Raw genomic sequence first — 26,010 nt, 5'->3', positions numbered from 1 at the left:
ACTTAATTTTTTGGAGAATTTATGAAATATCAATATCATCATATTGGAATTCCTATTACTGAGCCAAGAGATGGAGAGCGTTATAGTCCGACAATGGATATGTATACATCAGGGGGAGAAAAGCCTGGGAGGGTTCAGTACCATCGTTTTGGCCCAAACTGCCCGCTAGATAAGCTTATTCAGACGATGCCCCATATTGCATATAAAGTAGCTAATCTATGTGATGCTGTTAAGGGTAAGAATATTCTTTTAGAACCATACTTCCCTATGAGGGACTTTAAGGTTGCTATAATTGAAGAAAATGGTGCAATTATTGAGTTAATTGAAACTAGTCTGGATGAAGAGCAGATATGGGATGATTCTAAACATCAGGATTCTATCTTATATACGAATTAGATGAATCTATTTTATGATTATTTAGCTAAGTATTTTCTATAAGGACAATGTTTTGGCTTTAAGTGTAATTTTATAAATTATTACAGCTTTAAGATATGTAATGTTTGGTGGGCCCAGTAGGACTCGAACCTACGACCTACGGATTATGAGTCCGGCGCTCTAACCAACTGAGCTATAGGCCCAAAACATGAGAGCAATTATATTTAAATCGACTTGATTAGTCAATATATTATTTGATTTTATCGTTGAAAAATTATTTGTATATTTTAGAGGATGAGCCAACAATTAAAGGATCTGGTGGAATTGCAACTTCTGGAGATTTATTATCGTAATCAATACTGTTGAGAATGTATCTGATAGCATTAAGTCTAGCTCTTTTTTTATCATCTGATTTAACAATAACCCATGGGGCATAAGGTTTATCTGTATAAATAAACATTCTTTCTTTAGCCTCAGTATAGTCTTCCCATTTATCTAATGACGCTTTATCAACAGGGCTTAATTTCCATTGTTTAAGAGGATGTTGTTCGCGGGCTTCAAATCTTTTTCTCTGTTCGTCCTGGCTTACTGAGAACCAAAACTTTATTATTATAGTCCCACTATTGGTGAGCATTTTTTCAAGCATAGGCACTTGTTCTAAGAATGAGAAATATTCTCGTTCAGTACAAAACCCCATCACTTTTTCTACACCAGCTCGATTGTACCAAGATCTATCAAATAGAGTTATTTCACCTCCTGAGGGTAGGTGTTTAATATACCTTTGAAAATACCACTGGTCGCGTTCTCTTTCACTAGGCTTTTCTAGAGCAACAACCTTAGCACCACGAGGATTCAAGTGTTCCATCATTCTTTTAATGGCACCACCTTTTCCAGCAGCATCTCGGCCTTCAAAAATAATAAGTAATTTTTTATTATTTTCTTTAATCCAGCGCTGTAATTTTAATAGTTCTATTTGCAGGTGATATTTTTGTTTTTCATATATATTTCTTGGGATGTTATGCTTATAAGGAAAAATATTATCAACAAATAATTTTTGACGCTCAGCTAAGCTCAGTACTTCCATTGTCAATTCTTCAAATATAAATGTAATACTTAATATATTAGCATATAACGGGATTAAATTATAAAGCTAGTTATCAGAATTTTTAAGGTTTAATTTGAAACTAAAAAGTATATAAAAAACAGTGAAAACCATGATGATTGAAATAATAGGAGTGGGAGTTTTTATTGGGTACATTAAGACTGCAAGAAAAGTGCATATTGATGCAATCATTGTGAAGATAAAAGTAAAAGTTTTTACATGTTTACTTTTACTAATACGCTCAGTTCTTGATAGGTATATATATTTTATTGGAATAAATGAAAAAATTGCTAAAACAATAATTACTAATCCATTAATTAACTGAGAACTTTGGAAACATAACATAAACATCACTATAACATTCCAATAGCTAGGAAAGCCTACAAAAAAGTTATCATCTGTTTTAGCGTTTAGCTGACAGAACTGGTATGAAGAGGAGATAGTGATCATTACTATGATCGGGATAAGCCATTGATCGCTGACAACACTTGAAACATATATCCATATACAAGGAACAATAGAATAAGTTGTGAAATCAATAATATTATCTAATAAGGCACCATCAATAGGAGCAAGTTTTTTAATATCAACAAGTCTGGCTAAACTACCATCTATTGAGTCAATAAAAACAGCTGCTATAATACTATACATAGATAACTTGATATTGTGGTGAAATAAGTCAATTTGACCTAAAGTACTAGCTTTTGCAGCTTCTATTGAGAAAATAATGGCAAGAATCCCAAATACAGCCCCTAAAGATGTAAATAGATGAACTAGCCAAGCATATATTTTTTGCATCATTAACATTATGAAATTTATTAAATAAGATTTAGCTAATTGTAGCAAATAACTCTAATGGTTTCTATTAATAACTAGTTTGATAATATTTTTAAGTTTGCTACAGTTAACTGAGCTACTTTCTATACTCATAATACTTTCTAGTATTTCGTATGTCATAGTATTGAGTAATTCATTTGCTTTTTCGATACCAAGTAAGGATACATAGGTCGATTTGTTTGATGATATGTCTTTTGCAGATGTTTTACCAAGCTCTTTAGTTGATTTTGTAACATCAAGAATATCATCTTTTATTTGGAAACATAGCCCAGTAAGGATTGCTATATGTTCGAGGGTTTTAGCAATATTTTTATTGTAGTTGTTAGAAACAGTGTATGGTATTAACATACTTGCACAAAACATCTTTGCAGTTTTATTTATATGTACTATTTTTAAGTTATCAATATCTAAATTATTATTTTCGCCGTCAATATCTAACTGCTGACCAGCCACCATTCCATCAGTACCAGAGCAGTCTGCAAGTATAGAATTTACTTTCTTTAGCACTTTGACATCTTTTATATCTAAATCTTGTAGGACCTTGAAAGCTATGGACTGTAATGCGTCACCAGCTAAAATTGCTGTAGCATCATTATATTTTATGTGGCAAGTAGGAACCCCCCTACGAAGAGAGTCGTTGTCCATCGCGGGTAAATCATCATGTATAAGTGAGTAGGTGTGTATAGCCTCTATAGCAAAAGCGATTTTGTTGCTTTCTTGAATGCTTACACCAAACATTTCTGAGACAATATAAACTAGTTGAGCTCTAATTCTTTTACCTCCACTAAAAAAGCTATACTTCATGGCATTTATTAGATTGCTAGAGGGGCATTTCAGCTCATTAAAGTACTGTTTTGCAAAATTATCAAATATTTCTAGTTTTACTTTTGACATAAGAATTTAGTGATCTGATTATATTGTAGGTCTAATACATCGCCATGGGCTTGGAATGTTTTATATGAATTGTCTGCTAATTCAGAACATTTTTGCTTATCTTTTATTAGGTTTGATATGTTAGTTGCAAGCTCTTGTGAATTTCTTACACGAATTAAAGCTTTATTACGAATTAAAGCCTTAGATATTTGACTGAAATTATATAGGCTTGTTCCTGATATAATGGGTTTTCTTAATGCGGCTGGTTCAAGCAAGTTATGACCACCATTATCAATAAGTGTACCACCCATAAATGTTATGTCGGCTATAAAGTAAAGTTGAAGTAGCTCACCCATAGTGTCACCAAGATATACTTGAGTTTTTTCATCGATCTCCTCTTTGTTAGAGCTTCGTTTTTGTAGTGTTAGGTTATTGTTTGAAATTATCTTTTCAACATTACAAAATCTTTCTTTATGTCTAGGGACTATAATCAATAAGCAATCTGGATTAGTTTTAAGAATTTCTTTATGTGCTTCTAATATGATGCTTTCTTCACCAGAATGAGTGCTTCCAGCAACCCAAACAGCTCTATGTTTAATACTTTCTTTTAAACTATGTGTTTGATTCGCCAGATCTTTGGGAGTCACAAGATTATATTTTAAGTTTCCAGTTGTTGATACTTTGTCTTTTTGAACACCAAGTGAAAGAAAACGTTTTGTATCTTTTTCAGTTTGTGTGCAAATATGAGAAACTTTGCTAAAAAGCATTTCACCACCAAAAGGGATTTTCTTGTAATTTCTAAGTGATTTTTTCGATAATCTAGCGTTTGTAATTACGACTGGAATATCCTCCGCAAAACATTTGCCTAGGATATTAGGCCAAATCTCTGTTTCAATAACTATAAATAGCTTTGGATCAACCTTTGCAAAGAAACTGTTAATGAATGGTTTAACATCATAAGGAATATACATGTGATGAACATTTTTATGGTTGTCATATAAGCGTCTTATAACATCACTACCTGTTGGTGTTGTAGTTGTTATAACAATATTTTCATTAGGGAAGTCGTTTAAAAGTTTTCTAACTAAAGGTTCAGCAGAAAGTGATTCGCCAACGGAAACTGAGTGAATCCAGATGCTATCTTTTAAGCGTAACGGTGTTATAGCAAAACGTTCAGACCATCTTAGACGGTATTGATTGTTATTTAGACTTCTTTTAAGTTTTTTTAAATAGACAATAGGAATATAGACTAGAAAAAGACTAGAATACAAGTGAGTTAATATGTTATAGATTATTTTTTTAATATTATCCACCCTACAAAAAAGACAAACCCTGTTCTATACTTTTCGTTAATTATAGCATATATAATTCAAGAATATTTACCATAGAAGTGCTATATTTCAGATTTAATTTGCTCGATAAGTTGACTTAGAGCTTTCGAGCGATGACTTATAGAGTTTTTGAGACTACTATCTAGTTGAGCTAAAGTTTTACTATGATTTGGTTCAAGAAAAATAGAGTCATAGCCAAAACCATTGTTTCCTATAGGTTCAAATGTGATAGAGCCTTCTAATTTACCTATGGAAATTATTGGTGTAGGATCATTTTCATGACGCATATAAACTAGAGCGCAAATAAATCTAGCTTCGCGCTTTTTTGAACCTTCTAATTCTTTAAGTAGTTTATTTATATTTGCGATATCATCACCATGAGAGCCAGCATATCTTGCAGAATATATGCCAGGATCGCCATTCAATGAATCAACCTCTAGGCCCGAGTCGTCTGCTATAGATGGTAAGTTTGTTTCTTTACAGCAGTTTCTAGCTTTGATTATTGCATTTTCTATAAATGTTAGACCAGTTTCATCTGCGTCATTTATATTAAATTGAGTTTGAGGTGTTATTTGAACATCAATTGTAGAAAATATTTCACTAAATTCTTTTATTTTACCTTTATTGCTTGATGCAAGTACTATATTTTTCATGCCAGTATTAATTTGGTTTATATGTGATTAACAATATTGTATCAAAATGATACCATTTGTTAGAAATTGATTTTTAAATGCAGGGGACGTTATGATAAAGAGTATATGTTTTATTGGTGGTGGAAATATGGCGGAAGCTATGATTTCTGGAATGGTTAATAGTAGTTATGAGTCACAGTCGATATGTGTTGTTGATAGGAACGAACTAAAAAGAGAAAGTCTTAAAAGTAAGTATGGAATAAGAGTTTCTGTGAATTTAATTGAAGAGGTTGAAAAAGCAGATATTTTAGTGCTAGCAATAAAGCCTCAACAAATGTCTAAATTGATTCTTGAGATTAAAGATACAGTGAAGGACCAACTAATAGTTACAGTAGCGGCTGGAATAGAAGTTGTTGTATATGAAAAATTATTTTCTAAACCTGTTTGTATTTCAAGAACAATACCTAATACCCCTAGTAGTATTGGTTTTGGAGCAACAGGTATATATTTTAATGAAAATGTAACCAAAGATCATGAAGAGCAGGTTATTAATATGATGAGTTCAATTGGTATTGTAGAGGTTGTCGAGAAAGAGAGCATGATTGATGTAATAGCCGCTTGTGCAAGCTCAGGCCCAGCATATTATTTGCAATTCATGGAATGTATGGTTGCAGCAGTTGTTAAGCAAGGTTTAGATAAGGAAAAAGCAGAGCGACTAGTTATACAAACTTGCTTAGGGGCAGCTCAAATGGCCAAGCAGAGCGATAAGAGTATATCTACCCTAAGAGAGAATGTAACATCTAAAAAGGGGATAACAGCAGCAGCATTAAATGTTTTTGAAAAATCCAATCTAGGAGATATAGTTAGGGAAGCAATTGATGCTAATATTGACCGAGCTAATGAGCTTTCTAAAGAGATCAGTGAGAAACTTATTTAGCTAACTATTTTGCGCGTTCTGAAATTTAAAATAAATATTTGCTTTATCTATATTATGATATATACTACCAAAATAAATATTTTTTAATTAAAATTAACATTCTAAAATAAAATAAAGGTAGAAGTAATGAGACTATTATTATGTGAAGATGATTTGAATTTGGGTGAAGGTCTTTTAGAAGCACTACAAAAAGAAAGTTTTAATGTAAACCTAGTATCTGATGGTGAAGCTGCTCAAACATTCATAGAGTCAGGACTTTATGATATCGTTGTATTAGATATAGGCCTTCCAATTAAAACGGGTCTAGAAGTTCTTAGAAATGCTAGAAATAAAGGTATTAAAACACCTATTCTTTTACTTACAGCTAGAGATGGTTTAGAAGATAGAATTAAAGGTCTAGATTTAGGTGCCGATGATTATTTGACTAAGCCATTTGAGTTGAAAGAGCTTGTAGCTAGAATTAAGGCAGTATCTCGTAGAGTAGATACTAAAGCAGGCAAAAATGTAAATGAAGAAATTAAGTTTGGAGACTATAGCTTTAACCCAAGTTCTGAAACAGTAACTAAAGATGGCGTGATTATTCCAGTTTCTAAAAAGGAATTAGCATTACTTTCTATTCTAGTTCAGAATGCTGGTCGTGTTGTTCCAAAGACTCAACTTCTAGAAGAAGTTTATTCTACTGATAAAGAGATGGATACTAATACTTTAGAAGTACATATGCATAACCTAAGAAAGAAAATAGAAATTTCCAACTTTATTCAAACTATTCGTGGTGTTGGATATTTTGTCCAAAAGGATAAGATAGTAAAATAAATATGGAAATATTAAACAACATTCTTGGTTACTTGCTTAGTTTAGGCTTTACTTTTTGGTTGTTGTTCTTAACTATAGCTAGTGGTGCTATATACATAGTTGATTATCTTTTTTTTCAAAAGTCTCGTTTAGCACCATATAAAGATCAATTGAAAGGTCTTAAGAAAAAAGAAAAGCGACAATTTTATAAAGACCATGGCTTGAAAGCGCCATTTGTAGCAGATCAAGCTAGATCATTGTTTAGTGTTTTTATTATTGTATTTTTTTTAAGAACATTCCTTGTTGGTAATTTCCTAATTCCAACAGCATCAATGACACCTACTCTCCCTGTTGGTGATTTTATTTTTGTTGATAAAACAGCCTACGGTATTAGAGCACCATTTAGTAATAAGACACTTATTAAGGTTGGTGAACCTAAGCGTGGTGATATCATGGTACTTCATTTCCCTGTAAACCCTGATGTTGACTTTGTTAAAAGGGTCGTTGGCTTACCTGGAGATGTTATTTCTTATAATAATAAGATGTTGACTATAAACGGTAAGAAACTTGATTATACTAATTGTAATCGCGATGCTATGAATTATTATAATAACTCTATGGCTGGAGGTAGTGGAGATACTGTTTGTACGGAAGATCTACTTGGCGTTAAGCATGAGATTGATTGGATAGAGGCAGTTAAACCAACAAATTTTGAAGGTTTGAAAGTACCTGCAGGACATTATTTTGTAATGGGTGATAATCGTGATAATAGTGAAGATAGCCGTTATTGGGGATTTGTTCCAGAGAAAGATTTAGTTGGTAAAGCTAAGATAGTATGGATGAGCTGGGACAAAATAGATAAAAAAGTTCGTTGGAGCGAGCTTGGTAGAACTTTCTAACAGATATGATTCAAGATTTTTCAAAATTATACCGTAACTTAAGCTATACATTTAAAGATGTTTCTATCCTAAATAGAGCATTAACTCATCGTAGTAAAACAAAAAAGAACTATGAAAGGTTAGAGTTTTTAGGTGATTCTATCTTAGGGTTTGTGATTGCTGAGGTTTTATATCATAAGTTTCCTGATGATGAAGAAGGGAAACTTTCTCAGGTTCGTTCTAAGTTAGTTAGAGGAGCGACTTTAGCTAAGTTAGCTCTAGAGCTTCAAATTGATGAGTATATAATTTTTGGAGATAGCGAAAAAAATGCCTCACATCGCCGCGAGAAAATTTTAGAAGATGTTGTCGAAGCAGTTATTGGAGCTATTTACCTTGATAGTAATTTTGAAACTGCTAAGAAGATTGTTTTAAAGTGGTATTCAAAGTCACTTTCTCAGGAAGATTTTGATATTGCGGTTGTTAAGGATAATAAATCATCGTTACAAGAAATTTTACTGCAACAATCATTAAGTTTACCAGTATATGATATAGTTAGTATAGATGGTAAAGACCATGAACAGGTTTTTAATGTGTCAGTGTCTTGTCAAGAACATGACTTGAGTGTTACTGCACAGGGGAAATCACGTAAAAAGGCTGAACAAGTTGCAGCTGGTAAGATGATTCAAATTATAAAAGATAAAGTAATAGATGAAAAAGAATAGACTAAACTTAAATGGTGTAATAGTCGTAAACAAATCAAAAGATGCAAGCTCAAATTATATCCTTCAACAATTAAAAAGACTTTTTAATGCACAAAAAGCAGGTCATACGGGTACTTTAGACCCAATGGCTACAGGTGTGTTGCCAATATGTTTTGGAAGGGCTACTAAAATTGCACAGTATTTGTTAGATGCTGATAAAGAATATATCGCAACTATTAAATTAGGTGTAGAAACAGATAGTGGTGATGCTGAGGGCAATATAATCAAAGAAAGTTTAGATGATATTCCAAAGTTAGATAATGATGCGTTAGAGAATGTATTGGATAACTTTCGTGGTGAAATATCACAAGTACCACCAATGTATTCAGCATTAAAACATAATGGTAAACCTTTATATAAGCTAGCTCGTGAAGGTATACAAATTGAAATAAAACCTCGAGATATCACGATATATAACTTAGATTTATTAGATTTTACTGAAGATACTATAACAATTAAAGTTCGCTCCTCAAAAGGCACATATATTCGCTCATTAGCTATAGATATAGGAGCAAAGCTTGGTTGTGGCGGACATTTGATTGCGTTACAAAGAACAAAAAGCGGACCATTTGACATAGAGCAATCATATACACTTGAACAATTAAAAGATTTAAGTTTTGAAGATAAACTTGCTACTATATCTCATGTGGAGAGTGTATTTTCAGATAAGTTAAGTTATACACTAGCAGAAGAAGAAAAAGAAGATTTATACAAAAGAGGGAAGTTCCCTATAAGACCCGAACTAAATGGCACAGTAAAAATATATGATGAAGACAAGTTTGTTGCTATTGCAGAGTTTGATAAGGGTGAATTAATTAATAAAAGGTTTTTTGACCAGGAAATACTAATAAGTGAGTAAATATAGTATAAAAAATGATCCTAATAAGGACATAGAAGCACAGAAATATGAAAATCCGATACCTAGTCGTGAAGTTATTTTAAATTTTATAAAAGATACAGGGTTACCGGTAAGTATAGAGACAATAGCTGATGCCTTAGAAATACATAAAAAGGCATCTTTTGATGGTCTAGTTTTTAGACTTGGAGCAATGGTTCGTGATGGGCAAATTGCTAAAGATAAATATTACTTTAGTGCTTTAGATGCTAAACCGATATTTATTACATCAAAAGTAAGTGCTGATAGAGATGGTAGAATGGAAGTTTTTAGCCATTTATTAAAAACTAAGGTTTCAATATTACCAGCACAAGCTAAAATGCTTTTTGTAGGTGATGAGATTAATGCAAAAGTACTTGGAATAAATAAAAGGTCTCGTTTAGAAGCAGAGGTTAAGTCAATAGTTTCTCGTTCACAGAAAACTATAACAGGATATTTTTTTAAAAGTTTTGATGGGCATTTTTTAAAGCCTATTAGTAAAAATAGTAGTGTAATAGTTACCTTACTACCACCTAATATTAAAATTGAACCAGAGACTTTAATTGAAGCTGAGATAATAGTTCAGCCAAGTGTATCAGGCCCAGCTGTTGCTAAATATATCAAAGAAGTTGAAGCTATCTCTCCAGTAAAAGAAGCAATGATGCTTGCTTCTAAGAAATATGATTTGATAGAAGAGTGGAGCAAAAAAGCTCTTAAATATGTTGAAGATATTTCAGATGATGTATTAGTTGGTGAACGCGTAGATATGCGTGATAAAAACTTTGTCACAATAGATGGTGAAGATGCTAAAGATTTTGATGATGCTGTTTATTCGCATAAAACTAAAACTGGTGGCTGGAAGTTATTCGTAGCTATTGCAGATGTATCAAATTATGTGAAGAAAGATTCAGCTCTCGATATGGATGCTAAGCGTCGCTCTACATCTGTATATTTCCCTGGATTAGTGATTCCTATGCTACCAGAAAAGCTATCTAATGGATTGTGTTCATTGCAACCTAAAGTCGATAGATATTCGCTTGTTTGTGAAATGAATATAAGCAAAACAGGTAAGCTAACTAGAACTAAATTTTATTCAGCGGTGATTAACTCAAAAGCTCGATTAACATATACTGAGGTTGCTAAGCTTTTAAGTAAAAAAGAAAATACTATTGTTGAAAATACACCTGAATTAGTTCCTGATTTGTTTACTTTACAGGACTTATATTTTGTATTGCATCAAGCAAGGCAAGAAAGAGGAGCTATAGATTTTGATACTGTAGAAACACAGATTATTCTAGATGATCATAATCATATAGAATCAATTGTTCCAAGGCACCGTAATGATGCTCACAGGTTAATTGAAGAATGTATGCTTGTAGCGAATGTGGCTGCAGCTAAGTTTATGATTAAACATAAAAAGACTTCACCTTATAGAGTACATAGTGAGCCTAAAGAAGATAAGATGGAAGCCCTTAAAAAGTATCTATCTATCCATGGTATACATCTAGCTTATGGTAAAGATGGCAAAGTAACTCCTCAGGCACTGTCAAATATGCTTCAAAGCGTAAAAGGTCGAGCTGATTACGATGATATTCAGATGATGACTCTTAGAAGTATGAATCAAGCAATTTATAGCATCGATAATGATGGTCACTTTGGTTTGGCTTATAAAGAATATACTCATTTTACTTCACCGATTCGTAGATATCCGGATTTAATTGTACATAGATTAATTAAGTCTATTATTAACGAATATAAGCTAGGTGGTAGTGATTACGAAAAATCAGAACTTGCTAATATTTGTGATAATGCTTCAGTGCAAGAAAGAAATGCTGATGGAGCATCTAAGCAAGTAGAAGGTTGGTTGAAGTGCTATTTCATGAAAGATTATATCGGTCATGTTTTAGATGCTAAAATCGTACATTTAAATGGTTTAGGTTTATTTGCAGAACTTAAAGATATGTATATTGAAGGTCTAGTCCATGTATCTAAAATACCAGGTGACTATTATATCTTCGACGAAGCTAAAAGTATTCTAATCGGTAAACGAACTCATAGAGTCTTTAAAATTGGACAAGATATAGTTATCAAAGTTTCGAGAGTTGACCTTGAAAATACGCATATTGATTTTGAAATTTTTGATCCAAATCAAAAGTTTGATGAACATAAAAAGTCTAAAGGTCCTAGTAAAAAGAGGAAACCTAGAAAAAGAAAGCCTAGAAATAAAAAAAAGAAAGAAGTTACTAAAGCTTAGTACTTCAATGCTGTTTAGGTTCTTTAAAGTCCCAAACAATTCTAAGTTTTCTCAAAATACATAAAATCATATAAGTAATATCAATCTGCCAAAAATTTATGTTATTTCTTACAGAGTAGGCAAATTTATGATGATTGTTATGCCAACCTTCACCAAATGTTATAAGAGCTACGAACCAGTTATTTCGACTGTTATCTGTAGTTTTATAGTCTTTTTTACCAAAAATATGGCAAAAAGAGTTTACGCTAAAAGTAGTATGGTATAAAAGTACTGTACTAAAGATACCTCCGCATAAAACAAATGTAAGCCCTGAAGTATTTAATGATGGAAACATTGTTGCAATTAAACTACCTAAAGCAAAAAGGCCTATAAGGTATGCTACAAAAGAGAGATGACTATATTTATCTATCCATACAAGTTCAGGGTATTTTACCCAATCTTTAGTGAATTTAGGGTCGACATTTTCATTCTTAGGGACAAAAACCCAGCCAAAATGAGCTTGTAAAAAGCCATTTTTTGGTGTGTGAAGATCAGTTTCTTTATCAGAATGGATATGGTGGTATCTATGATGTCCTGACCACCATAAAGGACCATTTTGTGATGCCCAAGAGCCTACAAGAGCTAGTATAAACTGAAATGCACGAGAGGTTTGGAATGATTTGTGAGCAAAGTAACGATGATACCCTGCAGTTAAAGCAAAAGTTCTCATTGAAAAAGTTACTAAGAATACGATAACAGCAGTTATGTTCCAAGTGATAAAAAATGCACTAATACATACAAGGTGTAGTATTGCAAAACCTATAAACGCTAAATCAATTTTTATATCTTTCATTATTTTCTCACATCATTTTTTTTGCGATTTTAAAATATAATTTATAGGGTAAACTAGCTATCAACTTTAGTGTTAGCGTAAATTTTTTGGCAAAGTGTATTTCAAAACTATTAGAGTTTAAACCTTTTATTATAGTATCAGCAGCATCTTTTGCTTCTAGTATTGCAGGCATTCTGAAATTATTTTTGTCTGTAAGTTTTGTTTTTACAAAACTTGGGTTTATTAGGCGGATGTCAAGCTCTGGGTTTTCAGCCTTTGCACTTTCAACTAGGTTGATAACACCAGCTTTAGTTGCTGCATAGGGTTGTGACCTAGGAAGACCAATATATCCAGCAACACTTGCAGTGACTGCTAGTTGAGTAGAGGGGTGTTTTTTAAGGTAAGGTAGCATAAATTCAAAAAGATAAAAAACAGCAGTAAGATTTGTATCAATCGTTTTTTGTAGATTTTCTGCAGTAATTTCAGATATTAAAGATGGCTCATAAAATGCAGGAAGATAGATAATATAGTCAGGGTTGAGATTAAGAGCTGTAGCAGATTTTTCTTTAAAACCTTGATAATCAGCAACATCAAAATCTAAAATTGTTGATTTATTTTTAAGGTTGTCAGCTATTTGCTCGAGTTTATCTTTAGAGCGAGCAGAAAGAATAAAGTTTGTTTTTATTGAGCTATCAAGCCTCTCAACAAAAGCTCTGCCAATTCCATCTGTTGCACCAATTACCCAAATAGTTTTATCTACAAAGTTTTGCATATTATTCCTTATTTTCTTTGTGCATCATTAGTGTAAGCGAACCTACTTTAAGACCAAATTTTTTAAAGGTGTTTTTGTTTATTAGTGAGCCATCATCCATCAGGTACATCCAGTCATCGAATGAAATCTTATATTTTTTATCCCCAACAGGAACATTCATTTGATACTTCCAGTTCATAGCATTACCTTCGATATGAATTTTAGCTATCCCAATTACATCTCCAGTTGTACCCTCATAATATCCGTCACGGATTTTTTTGATAGTCCAGATACGATGATCCTTAGTTCCATCATCATAAACCATATGCTCATCAAAAGTACAAATGTCATCTTTCCAGCTAGCATCACCACTAAAGTCAAACTTTTTGATAACCATGTTTTTATAATTTTGAATCATCCCGGAACCTTTTATATGACCCTGTAGATAGTCCTCCAATACTAGTTTAGGTGTGGTACCTTTATATTGTGAAATGTCAGCTGAACAACCAAATAATCCTAAAGCCATTATTATTACTCCTAATTTTTTCAAAAATTTAAATTTTATATTCATTATGATAATCCCCTCAATTTTGTTGATAATTGGTGGTTTGCTGTGTTGTCACTTAACCATATTTCAAAAAAATATTTTGATAATTGTTTGTCATTTATTTTACCAACAAGATTTTGGTCGGTAAAAATGTACCCATAGCCATCTTTATCCATGTATCCGTAAAGATTACTGTTCTTTTTAATATCAGGTATTACAGAGGCTATCATTTGTTTATATTTCTTTTTATTTTTTCGAACAGCCTCAGGATGTTGTTCCGCAATCTCACGGATAGTGCGATTAGTAATAACTCTTGATTTAAAACTCAATAAATAATGAATTTTAAGTAAAAAAGGCTTATCCCAACTAAATTTACCATTTTCAGTGTAAAGTTCAGCGTTATAAATATGGAAAAACCATTTTCTGAATTCAACTTTACCAACGCGTTTGGATTCTTGAGTTTTTATTTCTTGTAAGCTGATTTTCGGCACTTCGACTCCGCTCAGTGACCTTGTGTTTTTATTTAAAGTAGGTTCATCAGCAAAGCTTAGTATCGGTAGGGTTATAAAAAATAGCACCACTAATTTTCTAAGCATGAGTTATCTCCAACTGTGCAACATCAATTCTACCGTGATCAAAGGCAGCACTACATGATGTTAGGTAAAATCTCCACATTCTTTGGAAGCGTTTATCGAATCCAAGCTTTATAAGCTCATTTTCTTTAGCTATAAAATTGTTATCCCAAATATCTAAGGTCTTGGCATAATCTTTACCAAATGATTCTTTATTAACACATTTTAAGCCAACTTTTTTAAGCTCGATATCGATTTGATTTAGACTTGGTAAGAAGCCACCTGGGAAGATAAATGTTCTAATCATATCTGTACCAGCAGCATATTCATCAAAAATTGCATCATCAATCAAAATACTTTGAATTACAATTTTGCCATCTTTTTTCAAAAGTGATTTAAGTTTTGAAAAGTAAGTATTCCAGTACTTTCTACCTACAGCTTCTATCATTTCAATTGAAACTATATAGTCATATAAACCTTCTTGGATACGATAATCCTCTATTACGATAGAAGCATCTTTGCCAGCAAGTCTTTCTACAGCATAGTCATGTTGTTCTGTTGATAGTGTTATACCCTTAACAGAATAGCCATGTTCTGTAGCAACTTCAGCAAAACCACCCCAACCACATCCAACTTCTAGTACAGAGCCGTCTTTCTTATCAAATGTTTTTAAAATATTGTTGTATTTGTTTATTTGAGCTTGTTCGAGTGACTCGTTCTGATTCTTGTATAAAGCAGAAGAATAAGTCATAGTTTTATCAAGCCATAAACCATAGAAATCATTACCTAAATCATAATGCTCATAGATGTTTTTTTTACTCTGTTCTATACTATTTCTTTTTGTAAGATAATTGAGTTTTTGAAGCATCTTGTAGAAAATATTTGGTTTCATATATTGACCAAAAGCTTCTTCATTATCTATTCCAAATCTGATTAAAGCTTTTAGATCTGATGTTTCCCAATATCCATCTCGATAGTCGGCAGCAAAACCTATGTCAGATTTAAATTTTAGGTTTACTACTGTACGCCAATCTTTTAGTTTTAAATCAACTATTTCACCAGGTTTTGAGCCTTTTTGGTGAAAAGTTTCACCTTTTGGAGTTGTTAGGTATATCTCACCATATACTATGTTTTTGAGTGAATTTAGAAGATTTTTTTGAATAGACTTTTCAAACATTATTTAACTCATTTAATATGGTTTTTTGCTACTTTACAATATTAGCAAATAATAGTTGAGACTATGTTGCCAAATAATTAAATTTTGTTAATTAATACTTGGTATTATTAAATAGATCTTTGTTACTAATTGAAATTACTAATTGTTTTAGTCGAGTTAAAAAGTGATACTTTTACTCAATCCACCATAATAACCAAGCACCACTTAGACCTTGCATATTGACTTGGTAGGGGTTTTTAGGAGGAGGTTCCTGCTGTGTATTAATTATAGAGAGTATCATAATTGCTGATATCTAGGCTTGAATTTTTGCTCGAATTAAATTCGGATTGGCTTATAGAGTCAATATAATAATTATAAAAAGTAAGTTATTTTTGACTGCATTAAATAACCTCACGAGCTTTTAAATCGAGTAGAATAATAGGTTGAGTGGACTAAAACTTATCGTTTCTTTAAAAGGGTTATCTATCTCTTTGATTAGTTTTTTAGCCATTTTTTTATGAATAGCATTTGTTTTTAAAAGAGGGTTTAGGCTTTTATTAGCTTTAACTGTTGAGAAAGATTTCAGCCATCTTTGTGTAATACCTTTAAAGTCCTCTTTTGTCATAGATGGAGATATTTTTTCATCAAAAATAATATGGTTATAAAAATGTTTAGGCATACAAAAGATATGGCGAACTATTTCATTATTTGCATTTATTTGAGCTATTTGTTGTTTATCAATATCATCAAAATTATTTAGATATAGCGCTTTAAGCGTTTCTATTCCAATGAAGTTTTTATGTATATGTGCTATAAAGTTTCTTTTAGTATTGCTACTGTTTTCTATAGAGTGGCTAACATCTTCTATTAGGTAATCATAAAGAGTATTGTTATTAAAAGCACTTTCTAATTTCTTTAACTGAGGTGATGATATTGTTTTGTTCGATTTGAGGTTATTTAACTCTTTTAGCCACCAGTTCATTTTTTCATTAGCTACTTCGATATTATTATATAACTCTGTGCAAGAAATTATTTGTGATTTTAACTGGTCTAAGAGATAGAGTATCTCTTTTTTATCATCAGCTAATTTTCTATATGCAAAATAAGGAATACTCCCATAATTTGGCAACTTTTGAGTAGGGTGATTGAAGTGGTTATATTGCATAAAGATTAAACCTTTTTAAATGCTATTATGTAGTTTACGTCAGCATTACTACCAAGCCTGAATTTATCATTTAATGGGTTGTAGTGAACGCCTGTCATATCTATGGCTTTAAAGCCATATTTCTCTGCAGTTTTGATTAGCTCGTAAGGTTTTATGAACTTCGCATATTCATGAGTACCTTTTGGTACCATTTTTAAAATATGCTCAGCGGCAACTATAGAAAGTAAGTAAGACTTGAGGTTTCTATTTAAGGTTGAAGCAAAAAAATAGCCATCATCTTTGATGATTTTGCTGATTGATGCAATTATGCTCTCTGGGTCTGGTACATGCTCAAGCATTTCCATACAAGTAATAATGTCAAAACTTTTAGATTGGTTAACTACAAAGTCTTCAATAGTTGAATTAGTGTATTTAATATTTAGATTGTTTGCTTGAGCATGCTTTTTAGCAACCTCAATAGCCTCAAAAGAAGCATCTAGTCCGGAAGTTTTATTATCTTGTGTGAAAAGTGATTCTGTCAAGATACCTCCACCACAACCAATATCGATGATTTTTTTATTATTCAGTTGAGTATGTTTTTTTATAAATTCCAATCGAAGAGGATTTACTTGATGAAGAGTTTTGAGCTCACCACTTTCATCCCACCAAGTATTTGCTAGTTTTGAGAATTTATCAACTTCATTACTGTCTATGTTGTTCATAGTTTATTACTTTAAATATGTTATATTGAGATAAATAATATCAAAGATATTTAAGCTAAGAAAATTTTTATTAGAGTTTTATGATTTAATTTACTATAATTGACTGGTTATTTTTTTTTAACATAAATATATGAGATATTGCACCTATGAAGTTTAACAATAAGTCGATGGTTTTACTAACACTTGCAGCTACTACTTTAGCTAGTTGTTCGAGCATGAAAACTACTAAAGATAATAGAGACCCTTTTGAAAATTACAATAGGAAGATGTATGCATTCAACGACTCAGCATATGAAACACTTACGCCCTTAGCACATGGTTACGATAATGTGGTACCTGATTCTGTACAGAGTGGAATCTTTAACATTATGAATAACCTTAGAGAGCCTGGTCGTATCATAAATGATATGTTCCAAGGTGAATGGGGTTATGCAGGAGATGATAGTGTAAGGTTTTTAACAAATACTACGGTTGGTCTTTTGGGATATTTTGATCCAGCAGATAGTATGTTGCATAAAGAAATGAGATATCATCAAAGTTTTGCTGTCACGCTACATAAATGGGGTGCTTACGATGATAATGAAGCTTCTCCTTATGTTGTATGGCCATTAGCTGGCCCAGGAACTCTTGAAGATGTATCTATGGGTGTTGATGCTATGTTTAACCCTCTTACTTATGTGTTCTTCTTTGCGCCTGTTGGTGCTGTAGTATCTTGGGGTGTGAGTGTGGGTATTACAGGTACATATTATGTAAACCAAGGAGTAGCGTACTTACCTGCATATAATAACTTAAACGAAGTTTCTATTGATCCATATGTTGCTATGAGAAATGCTTATTTGCAAAATTATGATTATGGTATGGCTAAAGTTCTTAAGCAAGAGCTAGCTCAGGATGATGACTCTATCGAAACCGATAAAGCTGTACTTGGTGTTCTTGGTCTTGATAGTTCTGATGCAGAGAATCAAGTAGCTTCAAATCGTAAGGTTACATCTTCTGAGCCTCCGGTAATGCTTAAAACTAAGCTTGCTACTATAAATAAAGCTTCTCAGGTTGACGAATCTTTTGATACAGATTACTCTAATGATAGTGATGCAATAGATTTATCTAATTTAGATGAAAATGCTGATAAAGCTACAATTGATGAGTCTAAAAATATCAATACTCAAATAGAAAATGCAGCTGCAGACTTACCTGGTGATGCTGATAATGCTCCAGAAGCAATCAAGACATTAGAAGAACAAAACTAGTTATTCCTAGTAAAATTTTAGGATCCTTGTATGATTAAACTTCTCCGCATTCCTATATTAATGTGGGGAGTGGCTACCGCCTTTTATGCATTTGAAATAATGCTAAAATCTTCGATGGGATCAGTTTCTGAAGTTTTCTCTTCACAACTTTCTTTAAATAATACACAGCTTGCAAGTTTAAGTTCAGCATTTTATTTCACATACATTTTATTACAGATTCCAGCGGGTATACTTATAGATAAATATGGTGTTAGAAAGATGCTTCCAATAGCAATATCGGCAGCAGTTATTAGTACATTATTATTTAGCCTAAACAATAACTTTGTAGCCTTAATGGTGGCAAGAATCTTAATGGGGGTTTGTGGAGCCTTTGGTTTTTTATGTGCAATAACTTTAGCAGTCCAATGGTTTTCTGTTAAAAAGTTTGCGTTATTGGCAGGCTTAACAAATTTTGTTGGTTATCTTGGAGGGTCGTTATCAGGTATGCCCTTAGCTATGATAGTTACAGAGAGTAATTGGCAATTTATTTATTTTTGCTTTTCTTTAGTTGGGGTTCTTATTTTGATTATTACAATGCTTATTGTGTATGATAACAGGTCCAAAAAAAAGCTATCGCGTGAAAATATTATCTTCAAAGATATTTTAAAAGCGATTCATTCACGAGGAATCGTTAGTAATGGACTTTTCTGTGCAGCGACTATGGGAGCTACTTTTGCTCTTTGTGATTTATGGGGCAGAGAGTTTTTAGCTTCTCTTGGTTATTCGGAGTTTTATGCATCACTAGCGGGTAATTCCTTGATTTTTATAGGGATAGCTATTACAGCACCATTATGGGGCTTGATGACTAATTATGTTGCAATTAGGACATTGCTTTCTATAGGAGCTTTATTAGGTGTTGTTTCTAGTGTTCTGTATTTGTATATCTCTATCCCTGTAGTTTTGTTGTGTATACTTTCATTAGGTATAGGAGCTAGCCAATCTTCACATATTTTGAGTTTCTCTTATGTACATAAATATTCTCACAAAACAGTTGTATCTGCAGTATTTGCTTTTGTAAACTTATGTGGGATTATCGGTGGAGCAACTGTACAACTTGTGATTGGTGTTTTTCTTGATTTAGGTGTTACTAAAAGTGTTGTAGTTTGTATTATCCCAGCGTTATTTTTTATAGCATTTTTGCTAACACTATTTATGGAGAAAGATTAGATAGGGTGATTTTAAATTTCGTTTTTGGCAATAGTCTTCATAGCTATTGCATGAAGCTCACCTGATAATATATAGTCATTTATTTTAGAGTAAACTAACTGTTGTCTTTTAACTTTGCTTTTTATCTCGTTAAACTCTTCTGCAATGATTGTAGCTGAGAAATGTACATTATCATCACTTTCAACAACAGCATTACAGTTATTGAGTGAGTTTTCGAGAATTTCTTTTAGTTGTTCTTTAGTCATTAAAATATCCTTTTAATAAATTGTTTTTATTGTGTAACTTCAGTTAATAATAGTAGTTCACTAATACCATGCACTTTAGCCAATAATAAAGATTCTTTATTCAGTCCTACAACTCTAAGCTTTATATTGTTTGCTTTAGCATATTTAAAGTATTTGACTAATAAGGCTAAACCTGAACTATCTATGTGTTTACATTTAGATAAATCAATACTCCAGTCTTGATCTGGAAGAGATTTATTATAACTCTTTATTATGTTTGGTACAGTTGTAGAGTTTAAATCTTCAGATATATGCCAAGTATTATTGCTGATATTAGTCATTGAGGTTTTTAAGTTTGTAGTCTTTATCTAATAATTTTGGATAGTTTTTCTTTTTAATACGAGTAGTTACTTTATTAGCAGCTTTTATCATATCAGACACGCTTGCATAAGATTTGAACTGTTCTTTATATGTTCTTAAAATACTGACACCAGCTACATCAAAATCATAGATGTGCCATTTATGATTCTTTTTAAACATCTTAATAGAGAAGTCAGAACTCTTATTATTATCTATATTTGTGATTTTACCATTTACAACAATTATTGGTTTTTTCTGCCAGCTATTATTATCTTTATCAAAATCAAATAGTGTCATTTTGTATTTACCTGCGTAAGCAACATTTTTAGCATACATGAAAGTAAGCATCTCAGTTGCAGATGTTATGAAGGCTTTTTGATCATCTGCAGAAGCAGCTTTCCATTTTTTTGTACCCACTATTAATTGAGCAATCACTTTAGGGCTTACAATAGGAATAATTTTTTGATCTACTAATGCTAAAAGCTTGTATGGGTCTTTAGAATATTCAGTAGCGTTTTTTATTAGATCATCTTGTGTTTTTACTATTGTATTATTAAGCATGTTAACAGGGTTTTCAATTGCCCAAGCAGATGAAATACCAAGAGTAAGTATTGTAAATAAGGCTACTAATTTGCGAAACATATTTTTTACTTATTATTATTTTGATATAGATATTAAATTCTAATATAAAATATCGAATATTAAAAGGATAATGTGTTAGCTCTTTTTGCTATCGTCATTATCTTTATTTGCGACAAAAGTGTCAATAAGTGAGCCAAGGTCTAAAGCCGATTCTGTATTTTCAAGTGCGATAATACTTCCTTGGTGTAGATATTCATCACTAGAGTTAGAATTACTCTCATCATCAAGACCAGCTACTGCCATAATATCTTCTTTAGGAGGACTAAGAGATATGTAGTTATCCCCAAGAATTCCAGCCATTGATATGCTAGCTGAATAGTTTGCAGGTATTTTTTCATCATTATTTATCGTTATATCAACAACAGCCATAAAGCCATTATAAGTTTTATCTAATGATATGTTTGTTACTCTACCAACTTCAACTCCAGATATCTTAACTGAAGCATTTGTGCGTAATGATCCTACATTTTTAAATTGTGCTTGGATCGTGTAGTCAGTACTTGAAAGTGATTTAAGTGAACCACCACTAACCTTAAAAGTTAGAAAAGCTAGACATAAAACTCCAAGTATTATAAAAATACCAACAGACGTTTCAAAATATTTATTTCTCATTATATTCCTCCTCCAAACATAATTGAGGTCAAGATTAAGTCTGCACCTAACACACTCATACAACAATAAACAACAGTCTTTGTTGTGGATTTAGCAATACCGTTTGAGTTTGCAATACAGTAATATCCTTGATAAAGAGCTATCCAAGATATTAAAAACCCAAACACTAGGCTTTTTATAATTCCATTAATAATATCAGAAGCTGTCACAGATGCTTGGATATTACTCCAAAATTCACCAAAACCAACGCCTAGACCTGCTTTTGCTAATATAAATGAAGCTACAATAGAAACAGAACAAAATATCAGAACTAAAATCGGTAGACTTATCATGCATGCCCAAAATCGTGTACTTAGGATAAAGCTAATTGGGTTTACATTCATCATTTTTAGGCTGTTGATTTGGTCTGTAGCCTTCATTAAGCCAATTTCAGATGTGATTGAGCTACAAGCACGACCGGCAAAAAGCATAGCCGTAACAACAGGCCCTAATTCACGTAGTACACTTAAAGCTACCATAACTCCAAGCAATGATTGAGCTCCAAATTTAGAAAGAGTGTAATACCCTTGTAAACTAAGAACTAATCCTATAAAAACACCAGATGTAATTATAATAACTAATGAGTTTACACCAACAGCTTTTATTTGAGTGATACAGTCTCTAAAATCAAATTTTGAAATAATAATATGCCAGATTAAAAGAGTCGATCTTATGGAGCTATATATTAGGTTTAATAAAAAAATAAAGATATTAGAAAAGATATTCATATAATCTAATTTCCTAGAAGTGTATTGATGAATAAATCATTATCATTGTTTGAAGAACAATCAACTTTAGATTTTCCATGAAGAAAATCCTGTACTTCAGGATTTGAGCTGTTGCGAATATTTTCTGGAGTATCACTAGCTATTATTTTTTTATTTGCTGATATTACTATGTGGTCAGAAAGCTCTAAAGATTCTTCAATATCATGAGAAACTATAATAGAGGTCATCTTTAATGATTTATTTAGAGTTGAAATTAAAGATAGTAGATTTTTGAAGGATGTTGGATCTTGGCCTGTAAAAGGTTCATCATATAGCATAATCTTCGGATCAAGAGCTATAGATCGAGCTAAGGCTATACGCCTTGCCATACCACCTGAAAGTTCACTTGGCATCATATCTATGGTGTGTGCTAGCCCAACAGCTTGTAATTTCATTAAAACTATAGTTTTAATGAGTTCTTCATTGAGTTTAGTATTTTTGCGTAAAGGAAAGGCTATGTTATCGTACACACTCAAATGTGTAAATAGGGCGCCAGACTGGAATAAAAACCCCATATTTTTGCGTAGTGTAGCAAGGTTTTTTTCTTTAGTGTTTTTACCTATTAGTGTTTCACCAACCTTTATTGAGCCACTAGAGGGTTTTATAAGACCTGAAATTAGTTGAAGGATAGTTGTTTTACCAGCCCCCGAAGGTCCTAGTATGGTGGTTATTTTACCTTTGGGAATCCAAAAAGATGTATGGTCGTAGATGCAGTTATCACCTCTGAAAAAAGAAACATCATCAAAGTTGATATAGTTCATAAAGATGATTAGTTAAAAGGAATGTTAACTTCTATAGTCGAGTTTTTACTACTATCCTCAACCTTAAGATCAATATCTCGAATATTTTGTTCAGATAACGCAACATATTTTTTTACAACTTCAATTATTTCATCTTTAAGTTCAGCTAGTAGGTGACTGCTGATTCTAGCTGATTTTGGCTGTAACTCATTTCTTTGGTGAGCAACAATAATTTGAAGTCTTTCTTTTGCTAAGGAAGCACTCTTTTGTTTTTTATCTAGTCCAAAAAGTTTTGCAAACATAATTTATTTACCCATTAATTTTTTAAAGAAGCTAGTCTTTTGTTCAGTATGTCTCATTGGAATATCTTTTCCAAGTATTCTATCCACTGCATCAAAATATGCTTTTGAAGCTGTTGTGTCTGCAAAGTGAGTTACTGGATGTCCGCTGTTTGATGCCTCTAAAATCTCTCTAGATTCAGGAATAATCCCAACTATTTTAGTATAAAGAATCTCTTCAACATCTTCAGCTTTTAGCATTGCACCAGCTTTTGCTCTAGCTGAATCATATCTGTTTAATAATAAATAGACTTCTTTAAATTCACCATCTTTTTGAGCTTTAAGTGTTTTACTTCCTAGCATGCCTAAAATTCTATCTGAATCTCTTACAGAAGATACTTCTGGGTTAGTAACAATTATCGCAGCATCAGCGCATCTCATAGCCATTAAAGAGCCTTTTTCAATACCTGCTGGTGAATCGCAAAGAATTATATCAAACGAGTTCTTTAACTCATTAATAACTCTATCAACACCTTCCTCATTTAAAGCATCTTTATCTCTTGTCTGAGATGCTGGTATTATGTATAGGTTATCAACTCTCTTATCTTTTATGATTGCCTGATTAATAGTAGCTTCTTCTTTTACTACATTTACCAAATCGTAAACAACTCTTCTTTCACAACCCATTATAAGATCTAGGTTTCTTAAACCCACATCAAAATCGATAACAACAGTTTTCATTCCTCTATTAGCAAATGCGTAAGCAATTGCAGCACTTGAGGTTGTTTTACCAACACCACCTTTACCAGATGTTACTACAAATACTTTACCTTGTTTTTTTTCTTCACTCATTTTTTAACCCTGACTTTAAATTTTTTTAAAAACCTTCAATATGAAGCTTATCATTATTAAGATAGACAATGTATCCATCTTTGTATCTTTCATCAACCGGAATACTTTCATTATTTAATGTTACATATTTTCCTGCGATAGAAACAAGTTCAGCTTTTAGGTCCTTACAGATGATTTTTGCATCTGTATTTCCTGAACTACCGGCTATAACCCTACCGCCAATTCTACCGTAAACGATAACACTACCATCAGCTATTATCTCTGCACCATTATTTACATTTGCAGTAATGATTACATCGCTGTCTCTAGCGGTAATAGACTGCCCAGTTCTTACTGGTGAGTTTATAATTTTTGTAGAAGTAGCCTCGGTTTCTGAATCCGAGGAGCTATCTTTTATTTTAGTGTTTTTCAGGATGTTATAGCCTGCTTTAGCAATTTGTGTTTTTAATTCTTGATTTGAAACAACAAACCCAACTGGAATCATACCGTTAGATTTAAAACATCCATGTACTTTTTCAACAAAAGCTAGGTCGCAGTTTTCATCTTGATCTATTTCTCGAATATCAATAGCAAAAGGAGTGTTTTGGAAAAAAGACTTTGACTGAGTAACTTTAGAGTGAAGTAGACTTTCAATCTGAGTAAGCTCAGTAACATTTATACTAATTGCACTTATAGTATAATTACCACCTTTAAAATGAAAAGCTTGTTTCATGAGAAGGTTTCCTAGTTGAGGGTTAGAAGAATCCTATTTGATTTTAGCTTCCTTATACATCACATGCTTACGCACTACAGGATCAAACTTTTTGATTTCCATTTTCCCAGGCATTTCTCTTTTATTTTTTGTAGTAGTGTAGAAGTGACCTGTTTTAGCAGAAGAAACTAATCTGATTTTTTCTCTCATTGTATTTATCCTTTATTAAATATTTTATACTTTATGACCATTAGCACGAATTTCAGTTAAAACTGAATCAATACCTTTTTTGTCAATAATTCTCATGCCTTTAGCACTAACTTTTAATTTAATATATTTGTTCTCGCTTTCAACCCAAAATCTATGAGTGTGAAGATTTGGTAGAAATCTTCTTCTAGTTTTGTTCATAGCGTGAGATACATTGTTTCCTGTAGCAGGCCTTTTGCCTGTAACCATACATACTTTAGACATTTTTTAGAACCCTCCTTTGGGCATAATCATTATTATCATTTTAAGAATATCTCGACAATTTTAGTACTTTTAAGCCAAAAAGTAAATGCTTAAATTCAGATAAGATGAGTAGATGGATCTTTTTTTTGGTAAATGTAGTTTTTAAACTGGAGGGCCACCAGCTCCTGCTGAGTTCATTATGTTCTGTTGGAAGCCAGAACCATCGCCAGAATCGATTAATTCTGTGGCTTGTGGATCACTACTTCTTACTGGTGAAGTAGGGTCGTTATCGACTTTCACAGTGTCTTTTTTAGCAATTGTCGAGCCAGAAGCAGCAATAGTTGAGCCTGAGCTAACTACCTCTTTCTTAGGTAGGTAGAGATCTCCCGTTTGACCACAACTTGAAAGGGCTAGTGCTATTATTGATAACGGAGCCAGTAATAGTAGAGATTTTTTCAGCATTATAAATCGCCTGTATTAATATATTATATATACGAAGAATTTATCAATAATGACTTACTTTAGCAATGAGTTTGTTCACATTTACTATCAA

33 protein-coding genes and 1 tRNA gene are annotated in these 26,010 nt (G+C 32.3%); 9 read left to right on the top strand and 25 right to left on the bottom strand.

The annotated features are described in order from the left end of the window. Positions 1-21 precede the first annotated feature (21 nt). The gene (locus tag CDH04_RS08395; RefSeq protein WP_112870587.1) at positions 22-396 is read left to right on the top strand and encodes a helicase; all 375 of its coding nucleotides are present in this window, start codon (positions 22-24) and stop codon (positions 394-396) included. Positions 397-501: 105 nt separating this feature from the next. On the opposite strand, the gene CDH04_RS08390 is transcribed toward CDH04_RS08395, so the two are convergent. The 6 genes from CDH04_RS08390 to rdgB form a co-directional block, all read right to left on the bottom strand. Next, positions 502-578: transfer RNA gene (locus CDH04_RS08390), tRNA-Ile, on the bottom strand. A 71-nt stretch (positions 579-649) separates the two neighbouring features. Next, positions 650-1,459, bottom strand: a complete 810-nt coding sequence (gene ppk2, locus CDH04_RS08385; protein WP_112870586.1) for a polyphosphate kinase 2 — start codon at positions 1,457-1,459, stop codon at positions 650-652. A gap of 66 nt (positions 1,460-1,525) precedes the next feature. Continuing rightward, the gene (locus tag CDH04_RS08380) at positions 1,526-2,284 is read right to left on the bottom strand and encodes a CDP-alcohol phosphatidyltransferase family protein (RefSeq protein WP_112870585.1); all 759 of its coding nucleotides are present in this window, start codon (positions 2,282-2,284) and stop codon (positions 1,526-1,528) included. Positions 2,285-2,329: 45 nt separating this feature from the next. After that, a complete protein-coding gene (locus CDH04_RS08375) occupies positions 2,330-3,208 on the bottom strand; it encodes a polyprenyl synthetase family protein (RefSeq protein WP_112870584.1) in 879 nt (292 codons plus the stop codon). Then, the gene (waaA, locus tag CDH04_RS08370) at positions 3,196-4,500 is read right to left on the bottom strand and encodes a lipid IV(A) 3-deoxy-D-manno-octulosonic acid transferase (RefSeq protein ID WP_112870583.1); all 1,305 of its coding nucleotides are present in this window, start codon (positions 4,498-4,500) and stop codon (positions 3,196-3,198) included. Before waaA ends, CDH04_RS08375 begins: the two co-directional genes overlap by 13 nt. 80 nt (positions 4,501-4,580) lie before the next feature. Next, complete coding sequence (gene rdgB / locus CDH04_RS08365; RefSeq protein WP_112870582.1) at positions 4,581-5,171, bottom strand: RdgB/HAM1 family non-canonical purine NTP pyrophosphatase; 591 nt, start codon at positions 5,169-5,171, stop codon at positions 4,581-4,583. 91 nt (positions 5,172-5,262) lie between these two features. Here rdgB and proC point away from each other — a divergent pair, with 91 nt between their 5' ends. From proC to rnr, 6 genes are all read left to right on the top strand, one after another. Next, positions 5,263-6,087: a pyrroline-5-carboxylate reductase gene (proC, locus tag CDH04_RS08360; protein ID WP_112870581.1), complete on the top strand. Its 825-nt coding sequence runs from the start codon at positions 5,263-5,265 to the stop codon at positions 6,085-6,087. A gap of 126 nt (positions 6,088-6,213) precedes the next feature. Then, positions 6,214-6,900, top strand: a complete 687-nt coding sequence (locus tag CDH04_RS08355; protein ID WP_112870580.1) for a response regulator — start codon at positions 6,214-6,216, stop codon at positions 6,898-6,900. Positions 6,901-6,902: 2 nt separating this feature from the next. Beyond that, positions 6,903-7,778, top strand: a complete 876-nt coding sequence (lepB, locus tag CDH04_RS08350; protein ID WP_112870579.1) for a signal peptidase I — start codon at positions 6,903-6,905, stop codon at positions 7,776-7,778. 5 nt (positions 7,779-7,783) lie between these two features. Then, on the top strand, positions 7,784-8,479 hold the full coding sequence (gene rnc / locus CDH04_RS08345; RefSeq protein WP_112870578.1) for a ribonuclease III: 696 nt from the start codon (positions 7,784-7,786) through the stop codon (positions 8,477-8,479). Next, positions 8,466-9,377 carry a tRNA pseudouridine(55) synthase TruB gene (truB, locus tag CDH04_RS08340; RefSeq protein ID WP_112870577.1) on the top strand — a complete coding sequence of 304 codons (912 nt, stop codon included), beginning with the start codon at positions 8,466-8,468 and terminating at the stop codon, positions 9,375-9,377. The genes rnc and truB overlap by 14 nt, the downstream gene beginning before the upstream one ends. After that, complete coding sequence (gene rnr, locus CDH04_RS08335; RefSeq protein ID WP_112870576.1) at positions 9,370-11,646, top strand: ribonuclease R; 2,277 nt, start codon at positions 9,370-9,372, stop codon at positions 11,644-11,646. Before truB ends, rnr begins: the two co-directional genes overlap by 8 nt. A 4-nt stretch (positions 11,647-11,650) precedes the next feature. Here rnr and CDH04_RS08330 read toward each other — a convergent pair whose 3' ends face one another. The 7 genes from CDH04_RS08330 to ubiG form a co-directional block, all read right to left on the bottom strand. Then, positions 11,651-12,478, bottom strand: a complete 828-nt coding sequence (locus tag CDH04_RS08330; protein WP_112870575.1) for an acyl-CoA desaturase — start codon at positions 12,476-12,478, stop codon at positions 11,651-11,653. Between the two features lie 7 nt (positions 12,479-12,485). Then, a complete protein-coding gene (locus CDH04_RS08325; protein WP_112870574.1) occupies positions 12,486-13,229 on the bottom strand; it encodes an SDR family NAD(P)-dependent oxidoreductase in 744 nt (247 codons plus the stop codon). A gap of 1 nt (position 13,230) precedes the next feature. Beyond that, the gene (locus CDH04_RS08320) at positions 13,231-13,734 is read right to left on the bottom strand and encodes a DUF3833 domain-containing protein (protein ID WP_112870936.1); all 504 of its coding nucleotides are present in this window, start codon (positions 13,732-13,734) and stop codon (positions 13,231-13,233) included. Positions 13,735-13,778: 44 nt separating this feature from the next. Then, positions 13,779-14,351, bottom strand: a complete 573-nt coding sequence (locus CDH04_RS08315; protein ID WP_112870573.1) for a chalcone isomerase family protein — start codon at positions 14,349-14,351, stop codon at positions 13,779-13,781. After that, complete coding sequence (locus tag CDH04_RS08310) at positions 14,344-15,504, bottom strand: SAM-dependent methyltransferase (protein WP_112870572.1); 1,161 nt, start codon at positions 15,502-15,504, stop codon at positions 14,344-14,346. Before CDH04_RS08310 ends, CDH04_RS08315 begins: the two co-directional genes overlap by 8 nt. Before the next feature lie 400 nt (positions 15,505-15,904). Then, complete coding sequence (locus CDH04_RS08305) at positions 15,905-16,648, bottom strand: hypothetical protein (protein WP_112870571.1); 744 nt, start codon at positions 16,646-16,648, stop codon at positions 15,905-15,907. Between the two features lie 5 nt (positions 16,649-16,653). Next, on the bottom strand, positions 16,654-17,349 hold the full coding sequence (ubiG, locus tag CDH04_RS08300; RefSeq protein WP_112870570.1) for a bifunctional 2-polyprenyl-6-hydroxyphenol methylase/3-demethylubiquinol 3-O-methyltransferase UbiG: 696 nt from the start codon (positions 17,347-17,349) through the stop codon (positions 16,654-16,656). 146 nt (positions 17,350-17,495) lie between these two features. Between ubiG and CDH04_RS08295 the strand changes: the two genes are divergently transcribed. Then, a complete protein-coding gene (locus tag CDH04_RS08295; RefSeq protein WP_112870569.1) occupies positions 17,496-18,596 on the top strand; it encodes an MlaA family lipoprotein in 1,101 nt (366 codons plus the stop codon). Between the two features lie 30 nt (positions 18,597-18,626). Further along, entirely contained in the window at positions 18,627-19,802 is a 1,176-nt protein-coding gene (locus CDH04_RS08290; protein ID WP_112870568.1) for an MFS transporter, read from the top strand. 11 nt (positions 19,803-19,813) lie between these two features. Here the strand turns inward: CDH04_RS08290 and CDH04_RS08285 are convergent, their stop codons facing one another. The 12 genes from CDH04_RS08285 to lptM form a co-directional block, all read right to left on the bottom strand. Next, entirely contained in the window at positions 19,814-20,047 is a 234-nt protein-coding gene (locus CDH04_RS08285; protein ID WP_112870567.1) for a BolA family protein, read from the bottom strand. Between the two features lie 26 nt (positions 20,048-20,073). Next, on the bottom strand, positions 20,074-20,367 hold the full coding sequence (locus CDH04_RS08280) for an STAS domain-containing protein (RefSeq protein WP_112870566.1): 294 nt from the start codon (positions 20,365-20,367) through the stop codon (positions 20,074-20,076). Next, positions 20,360-21,028: an MlaC/ttg2D family ABC transporter substrate-binding protein gene (locus tag CDH04_RS08275; RefSeq protein ID WP_112870565.1), complete on the bottom strand. Its 669-nt coding sequence runs from the start codon at positions 21,026-21,028 to the stop codon at positions 20,360-20,362. The genes CDH04_RS08280 and CDH04_RS08275 overlap by 8 nt, the downstream gene beginning before the upstream one ends. Positions 21,029-21,103: 75 nt before the next feature. After that, complete coding sequence (mlaD, locus tag CDH04_RS08270) at positions 21,104-21,640, bottom strand: outer membrane lipid asymmetry maintenance protein MlaD (protein ID WP_112870564.1); 537 nt, start codon at positions 21,638-21,640, stop codon at positions 21,104-21,106. Then, entirely contained in the window at positions 21,640-22,407 is a 768-nt protein-coding gene (locus CDH04_RS08265) for an MlaE family lipid ABC transporter permease subunit (protein WP_112870563.1), read from the bottom strand. Before CDH04_RS08265 ends, mlaD begins: the two co-directional genes overlap by 1 nt. A 5-nt stretch (positions 22,408-22,412) precedes the next feature. Then, the gene (locus CDH04_RS08260; RefSeq protein ID WP_112870562.1) at positions 22,413-23,207 is read right to left on the bottom strand and encodes an ABC transporter ATP-binding protein; all 795 of its coding nucleotides are present in this window, start codon (positions 23,205-23,207) and stop codon (positions 22,413-22,415) included. Positions 23,208-23,215: 8 nt separating this feature from the next. Beyond that, positions 23,216-23,488, bottom strand: coding sequence for a cell division topological specificity factor MinE (minE, locus tag CDH04_RS08255; protein WP_112870561.1), 273 nt, complete (start codon positions 23,486-23,488; stop codon positions 23,216-23,218). A gap of 3 nt (positions 23,489-23,491) precedes the next feature. Further along, a complete protein-coding gene (gene minD / locus CDH04_RS08250; RefSeq protein WP_112870560.1) occupies positions 23,492-24,316 on the bottom strand; it encodes a septum site-determining protein MinD in 825 nt (274 codons plus the stop codon). A 25-nt stretch (positions 24,317-24,341) separates the two neighbouring features. Further along, positions 24,342-25,028, bottom strand: a complete 687-nt coding sequence (gene minC / locus CDH04_RS08245; RefSeq protein WP_112870559.1) for a septum site-determining protein MinC — start codon at positions 25,026-25,028, stop codon at positions 24,342-24,344. Positions 25,029-25,061: 33 nt separating this feature from the next. After that, on the bottom strand, positions 25,062-25,217 hold the full coding sequence (gene rpmG, locus CDH04_RS08240) for a 50S ribosomal protein L33 (protein WP_040009078.1): 156 nt from the start codon (positions 25,215-25,217) through the stop codon (positions 25,062-25,064). Positions 25,218-25,241: 24 nt separating this feature from the next. Further along, on the bottom strand, positions 25,242-25,478 hold the full coding sequence (gene rpmB / locus CDH04_RS08235) for a 50S ribosomal protein L28 (protein WP_112870558.1): 237 nt from the start codon (positions 25,476-25,478) through the stop codon (positions 25,242-25,244). A 141-nt stretch (positions 25,479-25,619) separates the two neighbouring features. Next, entirely contained in the window at positions 25,620-25,919 is a 300-nt protein-coding gene (lptM, locus tag CDH04_RS08230; protein WP_200164491.1) for an LPS translocon maturation chaperone LptM, read from the bottom strand. Positions 25,920-26,010: the final 91 nt, after the last annotated feature.

The organism is Francisella adeliensis (genome assembly GCF_003290445.1).
GTDB lineage: Bacteria > Pseudomonadota > Gammaproteobacteria > Francisellales > Francisellaceae > Francisella > Francisella adeliensis.
The sequence above is the reverse complement of the archived record's forward strand: the minus strand, read 5'-3'. Positions and strand labels throughout refer to the sequence as shown.